Source organism: Nesterenkonia suensis, from assembly GCF_054782935.1.
On record NZ_BAAGRN010000027.1, the window covers coordinates 17,042 to 35,350 of the forward strand.

Genomic DNA, 18,309 nt, shown 5'->3' on the forward strand with positions numbered 1-18,309 from the left:
CTCCTCTGCCCCTCACAGAACGCGGCGGGCGCCGTCGGAGGGCGGCGCCCGGAACACCGTCGGGGCGGTGAATCCGGCCTCTGCGAACGCGTCCGCCACCGCCGCCGCGACCTGATCATGCACACCCACCGGGGCCAGGGCGATCACGCAGCCGCCGAAGCCGCCGCCGGTGATCCGCGCCCCGAGGACCCCGGCGCCGCAGACGGCCTCGAAGGCCCGGTCGATCTCCTCGACGGTGACCTCATAGTCATCCCGCAGCGAGACATGGGAGGCGGTCATCCGCTCCCCCACGGCGGCGAGGTCGCCGACGCGCAGCAGCTCCACCGTCTCGAGGACCCGGCGGTTCTCCGTGATGACATGCCGGGCTCGACGACGCAGGGTCTCCTCGCTCAGCGGGGCCAGCAGCTCCTCCACCTCGACGGTGGTGTCGCTGAGCTCACGCAGGGAGCCCACCCCGAGCGCGTCTGCGGCCTGCTCGCACTGCCGACGTCGTGCCGCGTACGCGCCGTCGACCAGGCGGTGCGGGGCTCGGGTGTCGATCACCAGCACCTCGGCGTCGCCCTCGGGTGCGAGCGGGACCGGAGACGGCGTGAGCGAGCGGGTGTCGAAGAGCACCGCATGCCCGGCCCGTCCGAGCATCGAGATCATCTGATCCATCAGTCCGCACGGCATGCCCACGAACTCGTTCTCCGCCCGCTGGGCGATCCGCGCCATCTCCAGCGGCTCCAGCCCCACGCCGGAGAGCTCGACGACGGCCAGCCCCACCGAGCACTCCAGCGCCGCCGAGGAGGACAGCCCCGCCCCATGCGGGACGTCCGAGTCGATCAGCAGGTCGGCACCGGTGAGGGCGACGTCGGCGGCCTGCAGCGCCCAGCATATGCCGGCCACATAGGCGGCCCAGCCGTCCACGCCCCCTGGCCGCAGCTCGGCCAGGGCGAACTCGACGGTCTCGCCGGTGAAGAGGGAGTGCACGCACACCGTGGCGTCGCCGCGCGCTCGGCCTGCCACCTGGGTGGACTGCGGCAGGGCGAAGGGCAGCACGAAGCCGTCGTTGTAGTCGGTGTGCTCGCCGATGAGGTTCACCCGTCCCGGGGCGGCCCAGACGCCGTCGGCCGCCTCACCGAAGATCTCCCCGAACCGGGCCTGGAGCGTCTCGGCGCGAAGCCGACCGTCCTGCAGGGTCACGCCGCCTCACCTGCCTCGCGCAGCCGCTGGGCCATCTGCTCCGGCGGGATGTCGTTGATGAACACGCCCACCCCGGACTCCGAGCCGGCCAGGTACTTCAGCTTGTTCTCGGCCCGGCGGATGGAGAACAGCTGCAGGTGCAGCCGGAAGTCCGTGCCCTCGGCCGAGGCGGGAGCCTGATGCCAGCCTGAGATATAGGGCAGCGGGGCGCCGAAGATCCGGTCCCCCCGCTGCAGGACGTCCAGATAAAGGGCGGCGAAGTCGTCACGCTCGGCATCGGTGAGCTCCGGCAGAGTGCGCACCCCCCGGTGGGGCATGAGGTGGATCTCCACCGGCCAGCGGGCCCAGGCGGGCACGAAGGCGGTCCAGTGTGCGGAGCTGGCGATGATGCGCTCCCCGGAGGCCTGCTCGGCGGCCAGGATGCGGGCGAAGAGGTCCTCCCCGGTGGCCTCCCGCGTGGCCCGGGCCTGCTCGAGCATCCGAGCCGTCCGCGGAGTGGTGAACGGGTAGCCGTAGATCTGCCCGTGCGGATGGTGCAGCGTCACCCCGATCTCTTCTCCCCGATTCTCGAAGCAGTAGACCTGGTCGACCTCCGGCCGGTCCAGCATGGCGGCAGTGCGGTCCGCCCAGGCGTCGACGACGGTGCGCAGCCGGCGGGCGTCCAGCTGGGCCAGCGAGGTGGTGTGCTCCGGGGTGAAGCACACGACCTCGCAGCGGCCTGCGCCTGGATGCCGCAGCGCGGTGAGGTCCTCCCCGGCGGCGATGGCCTGTCCGGCGAAGTCCCCGGGCAGCGCGGGACCTCCGGCCAGCGAGGGGAAGCGGTTCTCGAAGACGACGACGTCGTAGTCCTCCTGCGGAATCTCGGTGGCACGTTCGGCGGTGGAGGGGCACAGCGGGCAGTCGTCCGTGGCGGGTTTGTGCGTGCGATGCTGACGCGCGGCGGCTACGGTCACCCATTCCCCCAGGTAGGCGTCCCAGCGCAGCTCCGAGCCGCCGCCGGGCCGAGTGATGTCTCGCCGGTCATGGACGGTGCGGCTGCGGGGGGCATCGTCGTAGAAGAAGACCTCGCGGCCGTCGGCGAGTGTGGCGTGGGTTCTGTTCACCGGTGCTCTCTCCTGGAATGGCGGGGGCTGACGAGGAGGACCTCGTCGATGTGGTCGCGCAGGGCCGTGGCCGCCCCGTCGGGGAGGGCGTCGTCGAGGATGACGGTGTCGACGTCGGCGGGCTCGGCGAAGGTGGAGACGCCCAGCACGCCCCACTTGCTGTGGTCGGCCAGGACGATGCGCCGCTGAGCGGTGGCGAGCAGCGCCTGGTTCGTCTCGGCCTCGAGGAAGTTGGGGGTGGTGAAGCCCTCCGGGACGGCCACTCCGTGGGCACCCAGGAACGCGAGGTCGACGTGCAGGGTGCGCAGCGCGGCCGCCGCCAGGGGTCCCACCAACGCGTCAGAGGGGGTGCGGACGCCTCCGGTGAGGATGACGGTGCGGTCCGGCCGGGGGTCGGACTGGAAGACGTCGGAGATCCGGGTGGAGTTGGTGACCACCGTGAGATCCTCGACGGCGCAGAGACGGCGGGCGAGCGCCCAGGTGGTGGTGCCGGCGGAGAGCGCCACGGACGTGCCGGGCTGGACCAGCTGGGCGGCCTGTTCGGCGATGGCGGCCTTCTCCGCCTCCATCTGTCCGGACTTGGCGTCGAAGCCGGGCTCCTCGGTGCGGCGGGCCTGGCTGAGCACGGCTCCGCCGTGGACCTTGACGACGACTCCGCGTCCGGCGAGGGCGTCGAGATCACGGCGGATGGTCATGTCGGAGACGCCGAACTGGTCCACCAGGTCGGTGACGCTCACGGCACCCTGGGCTTGGACGATCTCGGTGATGCGGGTCTGACGCTGGGCTGCCAGCATGGAGGGCCTCACTGGGTCGGGTCATGCGTGTCACAGCATTGATATCATCACATTCAAACATGAATCAACACCCACTGGGTGCGTCAGACCGTCAGCACCACACGTTCCCGCCGGATGAGCCGTGCCGCGCGCACGGTCACTCCGTCCTCGACGTCACGCACCGACGGATGCACCCACACTCCGGAGGCGGCCCGCCAGGGCAGCAGCTCCAGGGTCAGCGGCTCACTACGCAGCACCTCCAGCCACGGCGTCAGGTCGATCTCCCACTCCCGGCCGTGCCAGAAATGATCGCTGATCAGCCGGTCGCCCAGGCGGGCACGGCCGACGTCGCCCGTCCAGTCCACGCGGAGGAGCAGCTGACCGCCCGCCCTGACCTCCAGATGCTCCTCGGGGATCTGCCACGTCACGACGGCGGCGCCGCGGAGATCCGTGGGTGCGGCGAGCCTGCTCTCCGGACCGCCCACGCGGGGCTCCGGTGCGACCGCCGACAGACGGAGCCGCCGGCAGAGCACCTCACGCAGCCCGGCCTGGGGCGCTGAGACCCAGTGACGGCGCCAGCGCGGCCGCGCGTCGTCACCCTCCCCCACGACGCCGCCCCAGAGGTCGACCTCCGCCTCGGGCTCGTCAGTGTGGACCACCAGCTGCGTTCCGACGGCTCCGGACGACGCTGTGCCCGCCGGTCCCCCATGCACCGGGACGGAGGAGCGCACCAGCCGCTCGACCCCGTCGACCGGCAGCATCGCCACCTGGTCGGCGGTGGCCTCGTCGAGGATCAGCAGCCGTGCATCCCCACAGGTCAGCAGAGTCTGCGGGCCGGGGTCCGCGGTCAGCACCACGGAGGTGTCACCGTCATCGGTGCGGGTGGACCGGCACGGGCCGGCGATCTGCACCGCCCCGGCGAGCAGCAGCTGCACCGGCACCCCGCGCCGGGCGGTGAGCACGACGACGTCACCCTCCTCGCCACCGCGCCCGGTGCGGGTCAGCAGCTCGGCCGTGGCGCTGACCAGCCGGACCTCGGCACTCAGCGGCAGGTTCAGCGGCCACACAGTGGAGAGTCCGGCTGGGAGGTCCACCGGTGCCGGAGGAACGGTCAGCGGCTCGTCGAGACCGTGTTCCGGGCCGAGGCCCAGCTGCAGCCCCGGCTGCGCGTCCAGGTGGCCCCCCGGGGTGTAGGTGCTCAGGAAGAGGTAGCCGGAGTCGCCGTCGGCGCGCACCGCCCAGCGCAGACTGTGCGGATCCCCAGCGGACCCACCTCCGACCGTGCTGCGCATCGCGGCGAGCCGCGGCCCGTCCTCGGCCAGCCAGAGATGCTGGCGCCGCAGCATGCCGTAGTGCCGGCGGACCGCGCCGTGCTCGCCGATCGGGGCGCCGAAGTCGTAGCTGATCTGCGGGACGTCGTTGGGGTAGCCGGTGGCCTGGGACTCCTGCTCCCCGTCGGGGTGCGCGCCGCCGGCCCCGAACGGGTTGCTGCCGCCGGCGTACATGTAGAAGCCCTGCCACACCGAGCCGCTGCCGATGGTGGCCAGGGCCAGGGCGGCGACGTCCTCGGCACCGACCAGGGGCCGCCGGTGGTAGGCGACATGCATGCCGCCACCGAGTTCGCAGGTGAGAAACGGCGTCCGGGCGGCGGCGCCCCGACGCTCGACCGACGGCGCCACAGCATCCGGCGCCACAGCATCCGGCGCCACAGCATCCGGCACTACGGAGGCCGGGGCCCCTGCGGGCGACGGCGGACCCTCGCCGCCGGCGACCGCGCGGGCGACGTCGTCACCGACTCCGAGGTCGTCGCGCACCTCCTCGTAGTGGAAGTGCACCCGGCAGAAGGAGGGCCAGTCGGTCCGCGAGTCCGCCCAGAAGCCGTCCGCATATCCACTGCAGACCGGCAGCAGGCTCGTCGGCAGACGGGCGCCGCCCCATCCGGTGGCGGTCCAGAGCGGCACCCGCAGGCCCAGCTCCTCGGCCAGCCGTCGCAGCGTGGCCAGATGCTCGGGCTGGTCCGCCAACTCGTTCTCGACCTGCGCGGCGATGACCGGGCCGCCGTCGTCCTGGGTCAGTCCGTCCAGCTGGGTGATGATCTGGGCGAAGAAGCGGCGCACATGCCGCAGATACTCCGGATGGTCCCGCCGCGTGGGGACCCCGGAGTCCACCAGCCAGTCCGGGAACCCGCCGTAGCGCGCCTCCCCATGGGACCAGGGACCCATCCGGACGACGACATCGAGCCCCTGGGAGGCGGCGAGCGTCACGAATCGCCGCAGGTCACGTCCGCCGGACCAGTCGAAGACGCCCGGACGCGGCTCATGGTGCCGCCAGAAGACATAGGTGGCCACGGAGGTCAGCCCGCCGGCGCGGGCCAGCCCCAGCACGTCCGACCAGCGGTCCGGGCGAATCCGGCTGTAGTGGATCTCCCCGGTGACCGGGAACCACGGGGCGCCACCTCGGACGATCCAGCCCGGAGTGACGGCGATGCCATCGGTGGCGTTGTCGGTGGCGCCATCGGTGGCGTTGTCGGTGGCGTCATCGGTGGCGTTGTCGGTGGCGTTGTCGGGCGCCCGGGCAGCCCCGTGGGGCGACCCCTCGGTTGAGGTGCCGCCCCACGGCGTCGTCGGTGTGCTCCTGCGGCTCAGTTCAGCTCTGCTTCCATCTCGGTGATCATGTTCTCCGCGGCCTCCTGGGGCGACTGGCGCTCGAAGAACACCTCCATCTCATAGCGGTAGATGATGTCCTGCAGGCCGGAGAAGCCCAGCGAGGGGACGGGCTCCGGGCCGGCGAGCTCGTCCTCGATGTCTGCGATGAACTCAGCGGAGACCAGGTCCGGGCCCTCGAGTTCGGGCAGGATCGCCTCGCGCACCGAGTTGTTGCCCGGCAGTCCGCGATCCACCAGGTTCAGCATCCCGGCCTCCTCGGAGTTGACGAAGTAGTCGATGAACAGCTGCGCCTCCTCCGGGTGGTCCGTGGTGGCCGCAGCCGACATCAGCATCGAGGACTTGTACCACATGCCGTTGTCCTCCGCGTGGCCGGTGCGGCTGGGGAACCGCAGCAGCTCCAGGTCCACGCCGGAGGCCTCGGAGAGGCCGTTGATCTGGTTGGTCCACCACGGGGCCATGGCCACCTGACCGGTGCCCAGCAGGGACTGGTCCGGGCCGCTGGACTGGTTCTCCGACATCACGGCAGCCGAGGGGATGCCCTCGCCCACCATGTCCAGGTAGTACTGGAAGTAGTCGGCGGCGTCGTCGGCGTCGAAGCCGAGCTCCCCCTCGTCGGTGGTCATGTGCTGGCCCTGCTGACGCAGCCAGACCTGGAAGCCGCCGGGCTCATTGGGGTCGTTGGTGCCGTAGCCGTCGTCGAGGTTCTCGCTGAGCTCAGCGCTGATCTCGGCGAAGTCGTCCCAGGTCCAGGTGGTGTCGTCGGGCATCTCGACGCCGGCCTCGTCGAAGAGCTCCGGGTTAGCGATCAGCGCCAGGGAGTTGATGCCGGTGGTGATGCCGAACAGGCCGTCCTCGGTGCGGCCGTTGTCCACGGCGTCCTGGTCGAACTCGGAGACGTCGACGTCGCTGAGGTGCAGCAGGGCACCGCGGTCCGCGTACTCGCGCAGGTACTTGTCGTCCATCTGGATGACGTCCGGCATCTCTCCGCCGGCGGACTGGGTGGCCAGCTGGTCCCAGTAGCCGGACCAGTCGCCGTACTCGGCGGAGATCGAGATGTGCGGGTGCTCCTCCTCGAAGGCGTCGATGATCTCCTGGGTGGTCTGGTGGCGGGAGTCCGAGCCCCACCAGGTGAAGCGCAGCTGGACGCCGTCGTCCCCACCGCCGGCGTCTCCGCCACCCTCGGCGTCGCCGCCGCAGGCGGTCAGCGCCAAGGCGGAGAGAGAGGTCACTGCCACCAGCTGGGACAGTCGCGTGAAGTTCGTCATGGGATCCTCATTCATCGGATGGAGCGGTGCGATTCGCCGCCGGCATCATCTGATGCTCGGTGTGACGAGCATCACTTGGCAAGCGGTTTCCATGACTGTAGGCGGGGCATGAACCGCGAGTCAACGGCCATTCGGCCCCGCTCCATTGCCGCTTCGACATGCAGTGATTCCCCAGACGTATGGTCGGCGCTGCTCATCTGAGCGTTCGCGCATCATGGCGATCCGCCAGCCACCTCGCCCCCCCCGTCAAGATTCTCAGACCCCACCAATATGGATGAGGTCTGAGAATCTTGACGGGGCAGAACGGACAGGACGGGCAGAACGGTCAGCGCAGCGTCGCCTCGAACCACCGGGCCGTGGCGGCCAGCGGCACCGAGATCTCCGGGATGTCCGGGTACCAGGCGCGCTCCCACTCCAAGGAGATCCAGCCCGAGCCGCCGGCGAGCAGCCGGCCCACCTCCTCCAGCGGCAGATCCCCCTGGCCGGTCACCGCAGGCTTCCAGTCCTGGGCCAGCAAGGCGTCCTTGACCTGCACGTAGTCTGCCCGTTCCCCCAGCAAGGCGGCGGTGGTCGCCGGCTCCTCACCATTGATGTACGGGTGCAGGATGTCCCAGAGCACCCCCACGCGCGGATCCTGCCCGAAGGACGCGAGCAGCTCCAGCACGTCCTTCCCGGTCGGATGGGAGTCGTGGGTCTCCACCAGCAGGCGGACTCCGGTGGCCTCGAGATCCTCCAGCACCGCCTCGATCCGGCGGCGAGCGGCGTCACGCCCGGCGTGGGTGCCGCCCGGGAAGACGCGGATCGCCGGGGCGCCCATCACCTCGGCCAGCCGGATCAGCGCCCGCAGCTCCTCGACGACGGTGTCGTCGTCCTCTCCGGTGCCGCCGCAGACCCGCACATAGCCGGCCAGGCAGGAGATCTGCAGCCCCGCGTCGGTGACATGCCGGGCTGCGTCCCGTGCGGCGGCGTCGCCCATGCCGAGGGTGATCTCCTCGTCAGGGTGCACGCGCAGCTCCACGCCGTCGCATCCGTGGTCCAGGGCGGTGCGCACCGCCTCCACCACCGGGCGGCCCGGCATCCCCAGCGTGCTGACGCTGAGCTTCCAGCTCATGGTCCTTCGCCTCCTCCATGTCGGCTGACCTCCACCGGGTCGAAACGCACTGTGGTGAGCACGTCCTCGTCCGCCCACCGGAAGGACACCCCGTCCGAGGTCACGGTCAGGTCCACGACGTCGACCGGTGCCTCGCCAGCCGCGACGTCGGCTGTCCGGTCAGTGTCACCGCCAGCCTCACCGGCGGCAAGACCTGATGGCTCGGGCGCAGCTGGTGCACCGCCGAGCCGCGCCCGGGAGACCAGCACCGCCGCACCGCGCACTCCGGCGCGCAGGCAGGGGATCTCACACCATTCGGCGAAGGCCGTGCCGGCCGGGGCGGTCAGCCGCTCGTGGGCCTCCCAGCCGTGCAGGCCCTCCAGGGTGGAGCTGAGCCCACCACCGGGCTGGACCGCCCAGCCGGTGTGCTGGAGCTCCATCGGGAAGCAGGCTCCCAGGACACGGTCGATGCGGATCTCCTCGGCGCCGCGGGCCACCACAAAGGACTCCAGGCGCAGTCCGGGCATGGCCCCTGAGCCGCCGGGAAAGATGGGCCGGTGCCAGGAGGCGGCCCAGGCCCAGCCGCCCCCGCCGCCGGCGCCCAGCGGGTGGAGGCGGCAGCGGGCGCTGCTGCGACCCCGGAACCGCAGCGCCACGTGGTTGTCCGGCACATCGTCCCGCGCGGTGGGGCCGGTGGCCGTCGAGTAGGCCAGCCGTGAGTAGAGCGGGTCCGCCGTCCGGGCGTCCTCCCCCTGGTGCGGCCGCAGGTGGTCGCTGCCGTGGTTGTGCACCCGCACGATGCCGTCGTCGCGGGTGGCCTGGACGGCCCAGCCGGTGGCGGTCATGCCGAAGGCGACGTCGTGGTGGTCCAGGGGGCGGTCCCCCTCGGTGACGCTCCACAGCGGGGCCTCGGCGGGCAGCAGCAGCCCGATCAGCGATTTGGTCGCCCACAGCGGCGAGGCCGGCCCGGAATAGGGCTGGACGGTGGCCGGGTGCGGGCCGTGCCAGCCGAGGCTCAGCAGCCCGTGCTCGGTGAGCGCCCCGCGGTCCAGGAAGTGCGTCAGCGTGGAGTTGAGCAGCCGCTTCGACTCCCCCGGTGCCAGCGGGGTGTCACCGGTGACCGCGCCGAGGGCGACGGCGGCGCCCGCGGCGAATCGATAGGTCATCGAGCGGCCTTGGAACAGCGGGGCGCCGTCGGCGCCGAAGAGGTGCCGGTACTCCTGGAGGAACTCCTCCAGCCGGGAGCCGTGGACCCCGGATTCTCCGCGCAGGTGAGCGTCCAACACCGGGTAGAGGTGGAGCGCCCAGCCGTTGTAGTGATCGAAGGCCTGCCCGTCGCCGTCGGTGTACCAGCCCTGACCCCGGTCCCAGCCCTCCAACAGGTGCAGCGCCCGCTCCCGGGCGGCGGCGGTGAGTTCGTCCCCGCGGCCCACCGACTCCAGGAAGCCGGCCACCGCATAGGGGAACAGGTACCAGTTGTTGGCGGCGGGCACCGACGTGATGGCCCCGCGCAGCCACGCCTCCGCGGCGTCCTGGACGTCGGCGTCGAGCCGGTCCCACAGCCAGGGGCGGGTCAGCCGCAGGGACAGGGCGATGGAGGCCGATTCCACCATGGGCTGGCCCTGGACGTCATGGTCGCGGATGGCCAGCCAGGGTTCGGCCCCGTCGACGTCGGCCACCGCCGTCCCGGCCCGCAGGCCCGCGGCGTAGCGCTCCAGCCAGCCGTGCGGGTCGGCGCCGTCGGCACCGCGGACTCGGAAGGCCGCCGCGAGGAAGGATCGGGCGAACCCTTCGAGCCCGTCGGAGCGCACTCCGCTGCGCGAGGCCCGGCCAGGGAGGTTCAGATGGGCCTTCCCGGGGCTGGCCCAGCGCCAGGCGGAGCCGACCAGGTGATCGGCCATAGCCTCCCAGTGGTCGCGGGTGTATCCGGTGTAGGGACTCGCCTCGCGGTCCTCCTCGGGAAACCGGACCCCGGAGCCGGGCAGGATGGTTCCGGGCCGAATGACTCCGGGCCGAATGACTCCGGGCCGGACTGCGCCCGGCCGGGTGGTGTGCACTCCATCTGAGGTCATCGCGGGCCTCGCCTCTCATTCGTCTGGTTCCATCGATGTCACACCTGAATATGAATCGATTCACATCTCAGCATGATGTGCTCCGGACCACACGTCAAGAACTGGAGCGGGGCCGCCGGCGTCGGTCAGCCCCGTGCGGAGACCACCTCAGCCGCAGCACCACGGCTCCGCGCCACCCACCACCGCACCGCCGGAAGCACCACGACGATGAGCCCCACGATCACCCAGATCGTCATCGCGATGGGCTGAGTGATGAAGTAGCTCAGCTCTCCGTTCGCGGCGGTCAGGCCCTGCCGGAAATGCTGCTCCACCAGGGGGCCGAGCAGCGCCCCCAGCAGGATCGGCACCATATGGAAGCCCTGCCGGACCAGGAAGTAGCCCAGCACTCCCAGCACGCCGGCGACCGCGAGATCGAACCACGAGAGCCGGAAGCTGTAGATCCCGGCCAGGCAGAGCGCGATCACTGTGGGCAGCAGGATCCACTGCGGCACCCGGAGCATCGACACCCACAGCCGGATGAAGTTCACGTTGAGCACCAGCAGCATGGCGTTGCCGATCAGCAGCGAGGCGATCAGCCCCCAGAACAGGTCCGGGTGGTCAGTCACCAGTCGCGGACCGGGCTGGATCCCGTGGACCTGCATGGCCACCAGCATCACCGCCAGCGTGGCGGAGAACGGCAGCCCGAGGGCCAGCAGAGGGATCATGCTGGAGGTGGCGGCGGCATTGTTGGCCGCCTCGGGACCGGCGAGCCCGGAGACCGCGCCGCGCCCGAACTTCCGTCGGTCCCGGCCGACCATCGACTCCAGCTTGTAGCTCAGCAGGGTGGCCAGTGAGATGCTCGGACCCGGCAGCAGCCCCAGGCCGAAGCCCACCGCGCCGCCGCGGAACCAGCTTCCCAGAGAATTGCGCGCGTCCTCGGCGGTGGGGATCAGCTGCCGCCAGCGCAGCGAGCTCACGAAGGGGACATCGGTCTTGTGCACCACGATCCGCAGGATCTCCGCCAGCCCGAAGAGCCCGACGGCCAGCGCGACGATGCTCACCCCCTGGTTGACCTCCCGGATGCCGAACGTGAAGCGAGGGTCTCCGCTGATCGCGTCCTCTCCGATGACGCCCAGGAGCAGGCCGAAGGCCAGGGGGAGCATCCCCTGAGCCAGGGAGCCGCCCATGATGCGGGCCATGACGATCAGTCCGCCGAGCGTCAGGGCGAAGTACTCCGCCGAACCGAAGATCACGGCGGCCTGCGCGACCGGGGCGGCGACGAGACTCAGCAGGATCACCCCACCGGTGCCGGCGACGAACGAGGCGACGGCGGTGATGCCCAGGGCGGGACCGGCGCGGCCCTGCTGCGCCAGCGGATACCCCTCCAGAGCAGAGACCACAGACGGGGCCTCCCCGGGGATGTTGAGCAGGATGGCCGTGGTCGAGCCGCCGTACATGATGCCGTAGAACATCCCGGCGATCACGATCATGCCGGTCAGCGGGTCGAACACATAGGTCAGCGGAAGCAGGATCGCCGCTCCGGAGACCGGGCCGATGCCGGGGACCAGCCCCATGATGGTGCCGAGCAGCGCCCCGGCCAGGGCGGCGAGGAGGTGCTCCGGCGTCGCGACGACGCTGAGCCCGTGCAGCAGGCCCTCCAGGGGACTCACAGATCGACCCCCGGCAGACGGATGCCCAGAAGCAGCTCGAACACGGCCCAGACGGTGACACCCATGATGACCATGGTCACCGGCATGGTCCACCGGAACTCACGCTCGATGAGCACCGCGGTCATCAGACCTCCCACGACCACCACCGGCAGGAACCCCACATGCGGCATCAGCAGCGCCGAGCCCAGCAGCACAGCGCCGCCCAGCACCAGGCGCAGCCAGGCCCGGTCCTCCCCCAGGGACGGGGCGGAGCTGGTGGCTCCCCCGGACTGCAGCAGGGTCAGTGCGGAGGCAGCAGCCAGCACTCCGGCCACGAGCAGCGGGAAGACTCCCGCGCCGGGCCGGTCGAGGCTGCCCAGGTGGTAGCCGGTGAAGCTGACCCAGCCCACCAGGGCTGCCATCACCAGCCCGCCCCCTCCGGCGATCCGCCAGGCGATCCGGGCTGACGCGCGGGACTCCGTCTGTTCCGTCACTCCGGTGCGGTGCTCAGAAGTCGTCCGGGTCGAGCACCGAGTACTGCTCGATCATCTCGGCGATCTCTGCCTGAGTCTCGTCATGGCCGAGCACCTCATGGGGCAGCCCGATCTCGTCCAGCTGGTCCGTCCATGCGCCCGAGACGACGATCTCCTCCAGCTGGGCGGCCATCTCGGCGCGCACCTCGGCGTCGACCTCGTCCGAGGTGATGACGTAGAAGGAGGTGCCCATCGGAACCTCCAGATCGAACTGATCGAGCGTCGCGGCGTCGGGGTTGTTCGGCTCGGTCTCGTCGGAGAGGATGCTCAGGATCTCGATGTCGCCGGAGTCGATCTGTCCCTGCACCCCGGCGGTGGTGCTGATCTGGGCATCGACCTCCCCGCGCAGCACGGCCAGGATCCCGGCGTCGGCGCCGTCGGCGTAGGGGACGCTGCGCAGGTTCCAGCCGTTCTGCTCATTGAGCAGCTGGACCGTCAGATCGGTCTGCGCCCCTTCCCCGGTCACGGCCACCGAGATCTGCTCCCCCGCCTCAGCGGCGTCGACGAACTCGTCCATGGACTGGAACTCGCCGTCGGCGGCGGCCATCAGCGAGAAGGCGGATTCTCCGACCTTGGCCAGAGCGTCATAGCCCTCAGTGTCCGTGTACTCCAGCCCGTCGTCGACCAGGGGCTGCCAGAGCAGACCGTTCGAGGTCGCCAGGGCGAGCGTGCTGCCGTCGGGCGCCGCCGAGAGCGCCTCATTCATTGCGATGGTCGACGCCGCTCCGGTCCGGTTCGTCACCGACACGCTGACGTCGGTCGCGGACTCCAGCTCACGACCGACGCCCCGGGCCAGCAGGTCAGGGGTGCCGCCCGCACCGAAGCCGACGATGATCTCCAGGTTCTCCTCAGGCCAGGCACCCGACTCGGCGGCGTCGTCGCCGCAGGCGGTGAGCACCAGAGGAGCGGCGGCGAGCACGCCGAGGCTCTTGACGACTGTCGGACTCATGTTCATGGGAGACCTGTCCTTCGATGTCGGTGCGGGGATCACGCAGGCCCGGAGGCGGCCTGCGAAAGAACTGTGACGCATGATCCCGGGAGGCCGGTCGGTGTGCTTATCGTAGTACGCGAGGCGACGCGCCAGACCGACGGTGCGCGCTGCTCCGCAATGAGAGGTAACACCGTCTTGGCACCACGCATCGGGTTCTTCAGCCGACTCCTCGAGGACGACGACGCCGCCTCGCGCTATCAGTACGCACTCGAGCAGATCCAGCACGCCGAGAGGCTCGGCTTCCACTCCGCCTGGGTCGCTCAGCATCACTTCTCCGCGGACGAGGGCGGGCTGCCCTCCCCCTGGCCGCTGCTGGGCGCCGCGGCGGCGACGACATCGCGGATCCGGCTGGGCACCGCCGTGGTGACCCTTCCGCACGAGAACCCGATCCGCACTGCGGAGGACGCGGCGGTGGTCGACGTCCTCTCCGACGGGAGATTCGAGTTCGGCGTGGCACCCGGCGCCTCCCCGGATTCCTTGGAGGCCTTCGGCCACGGCGACGCCGACGCCCGGGAGATCTTCACCGAGACGTTCTCCCGGATGCGCGCCGCCCTGCGCGGCGAGCCCCTCGGCGCAGCGGGGTTCACCCTGCAGCCGTTGCCCGAGGGACTCGACACCCGCATCTGGCAGGCGACGTTCTCCGCCCGCGGAGCCACTCGCGCCGGCCAGGCCGGCGACGGCGTGATGCTCTCCCGCATCCAGCCGGGCAGCACCCCCGGCGATCTCCTCAGCGACCAGCAGAACCCCCTCGTGGACGCCTACCTGGCGAACCTGCCTGCGGATGCCGCACCGCGGATCCTGGCCTCCCGCACACTGGTGGTGGTCGATGAGCAGGACCGCGACCGCGCCGCCCGCCGGGCGCGGGAGCGCGTGGGCGCGCTGGCCCGGAGGAATCTGCGGATCGACCCCGCCACGCTGAGCGACGCAGAACTCTACGAGTACACCCACACGTACTTCGGCACGGTCGAGGAGGTCGTCGAACGGCTCGCCGGGGACGAGGTCGTCGCCCGATCCACTGACGTGAGCGTCCAGGTCCACTCCGTGGATCCGGGCCACGAGCTGACGTTGAGATCGCTGGAACTCATCGCCACGGAGGTCGCCCCGGCGCTGGGCTGGCAGCTGGCTGACGAGCACTGACGAGCGCTGACGAGCGCTGACGGCTCAGCGAGGAGCCGGCACGGAGGAGACGACACAGAGGAGACGGCATGGCCGACATCATCGACACCCTGGCCGGAATCCAGCCGCACAGCGCCCTGGCGGCCATCCGCCGAGAACGGCCCCAGGCCGTCGAGAACGCCCAGCGCAGCTTCGAGGTGCTGCTGGAGCCCGAGGAGCCGGGCACCTTCCCGCTGGAGGCCCGCTATGCGGTGGCGGCCCGTGCGGCCGCCCTCCAGGCTCCTGACTCGGTGGCCGCCGCCTTCTACGCTGAGCTGCGCGAGGAGGAGAGCGGTGATCCTAGCCAGGACGTCAGCCGGAAGCTCGCCGCCGGCCTGGACCACACCCGTCTGCTGACTCTGCACCCGTGGGACGCCCGGGCGCACCACCTCCGCGCTCTCGAGGCTGCGGGATGGTCAGTCGATGACATCGTCACGCTCAGCCAGCTGGTCTCCTTCCTGGCCTTCCAGATCCGCGTCGTCGAGGGCCTGCGCACGCTGGCCGGCCTCTCCGGACCGGCCGGCGTGACCGGCGCGGCGCCGGACCTGCCGCACGGCGCCGACGGCTTCACCCAGGAGAGCCTCGGCTGGAAACCGTGGCTGGCCCCGGTCCCCGAGGAGGAGCTGACGACCGCCCAGCGGGAGGCCCTGGTCGACGACTTCCGGATCCGGAGCGACTACTTCCGCCTCCTGGTCCGCAACCCGGAGGCGCTCCAGGCGCGCACTCTGACTGACAAGGACATCTTCTACACCGTCACCACAGGTCTGCCCCGGGCGGACCGGGAGATCGCCGCCACGGCCGCCTCGCGTCTCAACGGGTGCGTCTACTGCGCCTCCGTGCACGCCCGACGCGCCGCCCAGGAATCAGGCCGGCATGCGGACGTGCAACTCCTGCTCGACGACGGGACGGAGGCCGACCTGGGCGAACGGTGGTCGGCCATCGCTCGTTCCGCAGCGGCGCTCACCCGGTCTCCGGGAGATTTCGGCCCCCAGGATGTGCAGCGCCTCCAGGGGGCCGGACTGGGTGAGGCCGACATCGTGGACGCCATCAACGGGGCCGCGTTCTTCAACTGGGCGAATCGCCTGATGCTCTCCCTGGGGGGAACCTGTGGCATCGTCCCGCCCCCGCTGAGCCGGACTCAGCGCACCCGCAGCCGTGGCACCGTCAGCAGCCCGGAGGCCACGTCGGCGAGCGCCAGCTCCAGGGCCTGCATGCCGAAGCGGCGGCCGTGATGCTCCCGGGCGGTCTCCACCATGCGGGTCAGGGCCTCATCGGCGGCCAGTCGGTGGCTGGTGACATTGGCGACCTCCGCGCTGAGCTCATGGGTGCCCCCGGGGGTGACCAGCTCCGTGAGGTCCACCCGGTAAGGGGTCCGCCAGACCACGCCGGCCGCGTGCCCGTCCACCCGGACCACCGCCACCACGCCCACCGGCGGCGTCACCTCCGCTCGGAAGGAGGCCTCCATGAGTCCGCTGGAGGCGGGGTCGGCCAGCTCGTGCGGCTCGGCGGCTCCGAAGTCGAGGATCACCTGCCGGGCGTGGTCGTCCACGTGGAGAGTGGTGGTGTACTCGGCGGTGCCGGAGTACAGCTCCCGCCCGGGCACCTGCTCCCACTGGTGCGGCACCGACGCAGGACGCGGCACAGACTCATCGGGGAAGCGCACCGTCCAGTCGGCGAGTTCGACGGCGGCCTCGCCCCCGGCCGCGGAGGTGCTGCTCGGGTGCCCCTGGTCGTGCTCCTGAGACTCGCCGTCGTGCTGGATCAGCACGGCGGCCTCATAGGCCTCCAGACGCCACGACAGGTCGCCGCCGTCGCCGCCCGGATCCAGGTCATGGACGCTGAGCACCTCGCCGGTCTCCGCATCCCAACGCTCCATCGTGGACCCGGCGGGGTCCCCCTCGATCCCCTGTCGGAAGGACAGCGCCACCTCGGCAGGCGCGGAGCCGGTGTTCGCCACGAAATGCACCCGCAGGGCTGACGGGCCCTCGCCGAGCTGCCGGGTGGTCACGGCGACGGTCTCGTTCGGCGCGCCGTCGGCTCCGGCCAGGCTCACCGGGCCGCGAGCCCAGCGGGCCGCCTCGGCGGCGGAGTCCACGCTCACCCCGAGCCGCGCGGTGCCGCCGAGATCCAGCACGGTGCCGCCGGCCTCCAGCACGGCGGCCAGCCAGGCCCGCGTGGACTCAGGGATGTCGCGGGCGTACGGAAGCACCACCACGGGGAACCGTCCCGGATCCAGGTGGCCGACGGCGTCGTCGTCGAACAGGTCGAAGTCCGCCCCAGCGGTGCGCAGCGCATGCGGCAGCTCGTCGCCGATGTGCCGCCGGGTCTCCTTGTAGAGGTCGTTGCGGCCAGCGGCCGCGAATCCGGCATAGACGTCCCGGGCGGGCACGTAGATCCCGACGTCGGAGAGGCGACGCCCCTGCCGCATCAGCCAGGACAGCCGGTGGATGGTGCCCCACAGCGCCGGAGCGGCGGCCCACCAGGTGTTGCGGTCGTCCAACGCCCCGGAGGCGTAGAAGACCCGCCCCAGGCTGCCGTCCTCGGGTCGGGAGGTGTTCGGCCAGCCGTGGCCGATGAACTGGTTGATGCCCATCAGCAGGTGGTCCTGGGCCTCGGCCAGGATGTCCAGCGGAGTGGAGCGGAAGGACGGCGAGTGAGTCCAGGTCCAGGCCTCGGAGGAGATGACCTGCTGGCCGTGGAGCTGCCCGGCCGAGCTGGCCCACCGGCAGGCGGTGACCACATCCCAGCCCCAGCCCTCGCCCTCATAGCGGTCCGCGTACCGGTAGGAGCTCACCGTGGCGGCCGGCTCCCCATAACCCTGGATCCGGAACGGCACGCCCTTCTGCCGCGCCCAGTCGCCGACCACGCGGATGAAGTTCTCCTCCAGCAGCTCGGTGAGCGTGCGGTGGTAGTCCGCGCGGAACGCCGCTCCCTCCTGCCCGGGCAGGGGCAGCTTCCACAGGTGAGGCACGACGTCGTAGCCGCGCCGGGCGGCGAACTCCTCCGGCAGCCGCGGCGTCCAGTCGGCGTCGTAGACCTCGAGGCTGTCGCAGAACACCGTGCCGATCCGCTCGACGCCCACGGCGTCGACCAGCGGCTCGGCGACCGCCTCGACGTGCGCCCGCGCGGCCTCGGCCGAGAGATGGTCCAGCGCCCAGCCCTCGGCCCCGACGGCGGCACGCTTCAGCGCCTGCCGGGTCAGCCGGGAGACCGCGATGAGGACCACCCGCGGTCCACGACCCTCCGGGATGAGCAGGTCGTCGCCGTCGATCTCCAGCTCCGCGAAACTCTCCGGAGTCTCGTGGGTGGTGCCGTCGCCGATGTAGCCGGCGATGAACTCGTCGCCGGGCCAGACGGCGGGGATCGGCAGCCGGTGTGCGGCCATCGGGACCTCTTCGTGGGTCCAGCTGATCTTCCGGGCCGCCGTGGACTCGTCCACATGGGGTCCGCCGTAGGGCCAGCCGGAGCCCAGGGTGACGTCGAAGCGCAGGCCCCGCTGCTGTGCGGCCTCTGCGGCGAACCGCAGATCCGCCAGGAAGGTCTCCGAGAGGTAGCGGTCCGTCCGGGCGCTGAGCGGGTAGACCACGGCGACCTCGACGCCGCCCAGGCCGGCCTCGCGCATCCGGTCCAGGTCCCGGACCAGGTCCTCCCGGACGACGTCGGGACCGAACCACCACCAGCGCATCATGGGCCGGGCGGCCGGGTCGGGGGCACGGAAGCCCTGAAGCAGCGCGGCGCGGGGGGTGGGAGCGGGGATCTGTTCTGCCGTCATGGGCCTCTCCGTGCTGGTGCGTGCGGTCAGACTGGAGGGGACGGCCTCGCACCAGGACCGTCCCCTCCATGACCCC

General features: G+C 71.3%; 13 protein-coding genes. 2 read left to right on the forward strand and 11 right to left on the reverse strand.

Annotated features, from left to right (window positions below):
* Positions 1-12: 12 nt before the first annotated feature.
* The 10 genes from galK to ACYVKI_RS14540 all read right to left on the reverse strand — a co-directional run bounded on the left by galK (position 13) and on the right by ACYVKI_RS14540 (position 13,264).
* Positions 13-1,185 (reverse strand): galactokinase, encoded by a 1,173-nt coding sequence (gene galK, locus ACYVKI_RS14495; protein ID WP_460691077.1) that lies wholly within the window; start codon positions 1,183-1,185, stop codon positions 13-15.
* A complete protein-coding gene (gene galT / locus ACYVKI_RS14500) occupies positions 1,182-2,288 on the reverse strand; it encodes a galactose-1-phosphate uridylyltransferase (protein WP_460691078.1) in 1,107 nt (368 codons plus the stop codon). Before galT ends, galK begins: the two co-directional genes overlap by 4 nt.
* Positions 2,285-3,082: a DeoR/GlpR family DNA-binding transcription regulator gene (locus ACYVKI_RS14505; protein ID WP_460691079.1), complete on the reverse strand. Its 798-nt coding sequence runs from the start codon at positions 3,080-3,082 to the stop codon at positions 2,285-2,287. The genes galT and ACYVKI_RS14505 overlap by 4 nt, the downstream gene beginning before the upstream one ends.
* 83 nt (positions 3,083-3,165) lie before the next feature.
* Positions 3,166-5,706 carry a beta-galactosidase gene (locus ACYVKI_RS14510; protein ID WP_460691231.1) on the reverse strand — a complete coding sequence of 847 codons (2,541 nt, stop codon included), beginning with the start codon at positions 5,704-5,706 and terminating at the stop codon, positions 3,166-3,168.
* A complete protein-coding gene (locus tag ACYVKI_RS14515; RefSeq protein ID WP_460691080.1) occupies positions 5,703-6,992 on the reverse strand; it encodes an ABC transporter substrate-binding protein in 1,290 nt (429 codons plus the stop codon). The genes ACYVKI_RS14510 and ACYVKI_RS14515 overlap by 4 nt, the downstream gene beginning before the upstream one ends.
* Positions 6,993-7,317: 325 nt before the next feature.
* Positions 7,318-8,103, reverse strand: a complete 786-nt coding sequence (locus tag ACYVKI_RS14520) for a sugar phosphate isomerase/epimerase family protein (protein ID WP_460691081.1) — start codon at positions 8,101-8,103, stop codon at positions 7,318-7,320.
* Positions 8,100-10,154 carry a DUF2264 domain-containing protein gene (locus tag ACYVKI_RS14525; protein WP_460691082.1) on the reverse strand — a complete coding sequence of 685 codons (2,055 nt, stop codon included), beginning with the start codon at positions 10,152-10,154 and terminating at the stop codon, positions 8,100-8,102. Before ACYVKI_RS14525 ends, ACYVKI_RS14520 begins: the two co-directional genes overlap by 4 nt.
* A gap of 125 nt (positions 10,155-10,279) precedes the next feature.
* The gene (locus ACYVKI_RS14530) at positions 10,280-11,803 is read right to left on the reverse strand and encodes a tripartite tricarboxylate transporter permease (RefSeq protein ID WP_460691083.1); all 1,524 of its coding nucleotides are present in this window, start codon (positions 11,801-11,803) and stop codon (positions 10,280-10,282) included.
* Entirely contained in the window at positions 11,800-12,276 is a 477-nt protein-coding gene (locus ACYVKI_RS14535) for a tripartite tricarboxylate transporter TctB family protein (protein WP_460691084.1), read from the reverse strand. Before ACYVKI_RS14535 ends, ACYVKI_RS14530 begins: the two co-directional genes overlap by 4 nt.
* 13 nt (positions 12,277-12,289) lie before the next feature.
* Positions 12,290-13,264: a Bug family tripartite tricarboxylate transporter substrate binding protein gene (locus ACYVKI_RS14540; RefSeq protein ID WP_460691085.1), complete on the reverse strand. Its 975-nt coding sequence runs from the start codon at positions 13,262-13,264 to the stop codon at positions 12,290-12,292.
* Positions 13,265-13,441: 177 nt separating this feature from the next.
* On the opposite strand from ACYVKI_RS14540, the gene ACYVKI_RS14545 reads away from it, so the two are divergent.
* Both ACYVKI_RS14545 and ACYVKI_RS14550 read left to right on the forward strand, forming a co-directional pair.
* Positions 13,442-14,443 carry an LLM class flavin-dependent oxidoreductase gene (locus tag ACYVKI_RS14545; RefSeq protein WP_460691086.1) on the forward strand — a complete coding sequence of 334 codons (1,002 nt, stop codon included), beginning with the start codon at positions 13,442-13,444 and terminating at the stop codon, positions 14,441-14,443.
* A gap of 68 nt (positions 14,444-14,511) precedes the next feature.
* Positions 14,512-15,693 carry an alkylhydroperoxidase domain protein gene (locus ACYVKI_RS14550; protein WP_460691087.1) on the forward strand — a complete coding sequence of 394 codons (1,182 nt, stop codon included), beginning with the start codon at positions 14,512-14,514 and terminating at the stop codon, positions 15,691-15,693.
* On the opposite strand, the gene ACYVKI_RS14555 is transcribed toward ACYVKI_RS14550, so the two are convergent.
* Positions 15,600-18,233 (reverse strand): glycosyl hydrolase, encoded by a 2,634-nt coding sequence (locus ACYVKI_RS14555; protein ID WP_460691088.1) that lies wholly within the window; start codon positions 18,231-18,233, stop codon positions 15,600-15,602. The two genes, ACYVKI_RS14550 and ACYVKI_RS14555, sit on opposite strands and share 94 nt — an antisense overlap.
* Between the last annotated feature and the right edge of the window lie 76 nt (positions 18,234-18,309).

What these genes read in the sequence shown, in the direction of transcription:
- ACYVKI_RS14505 (WP_460691079.1), bottom strand. Translation starts at nt 3,082, where the DNA reads ATGCTGGCAGCCCAGCGTCAGACCCGCATCACCGAGATCGTCCAAGCC.
- ACYVKI_RS14515 (WP_460691080.1), bottom strand. Translation starts at nt 6,992, where the DNA reads ATGACGAACTTCACGCGACTGTCCCAGCTGGTGGCAGTGACCTCTCTC.
- ACYVKI_RS14520 (WP_460691081.1), bottom strand. Translation starts at nt 8,103, where the DNA reads ATGAGCTGGAAGCTCAGCGTCAGCACGCTGGGGATGCCGGGCCGCCCG.
- ACYVKI_RS14525 (WP_460691082.1), bottom strand. Translation starts at nt 10,154, where the DNA reads ATGACCTCAGATGGAGTGCACACCACCCGGCCGGGCGCAGTCCGGCCC.
- ACYVKI_RS14540 (WP_460691085.1), bottom strand. Translation starts at nt 13,264, where the DNA reads ATGAGTCCGACAGTCGTCAAGAGCCTCGGCGTGCTCGCCGCCGCTCCT.
- ACYVKI_RS14550 (WP_460691087.1), top strand. Translation starts at nt 14,512, where the DNA reads ATGGCCGACATCATCGACACCCTGGCCGGAATCCAGCCGCACAGCGCC.
- ACYVKI_RS14555 (WP_460691088.1), bottom strand. Translation starts at nt 18,233, where the DNA reads ATGACGGCAGAACAGATCCCCGCTCCCACCCCCCGCGCCGCGCTGCTT.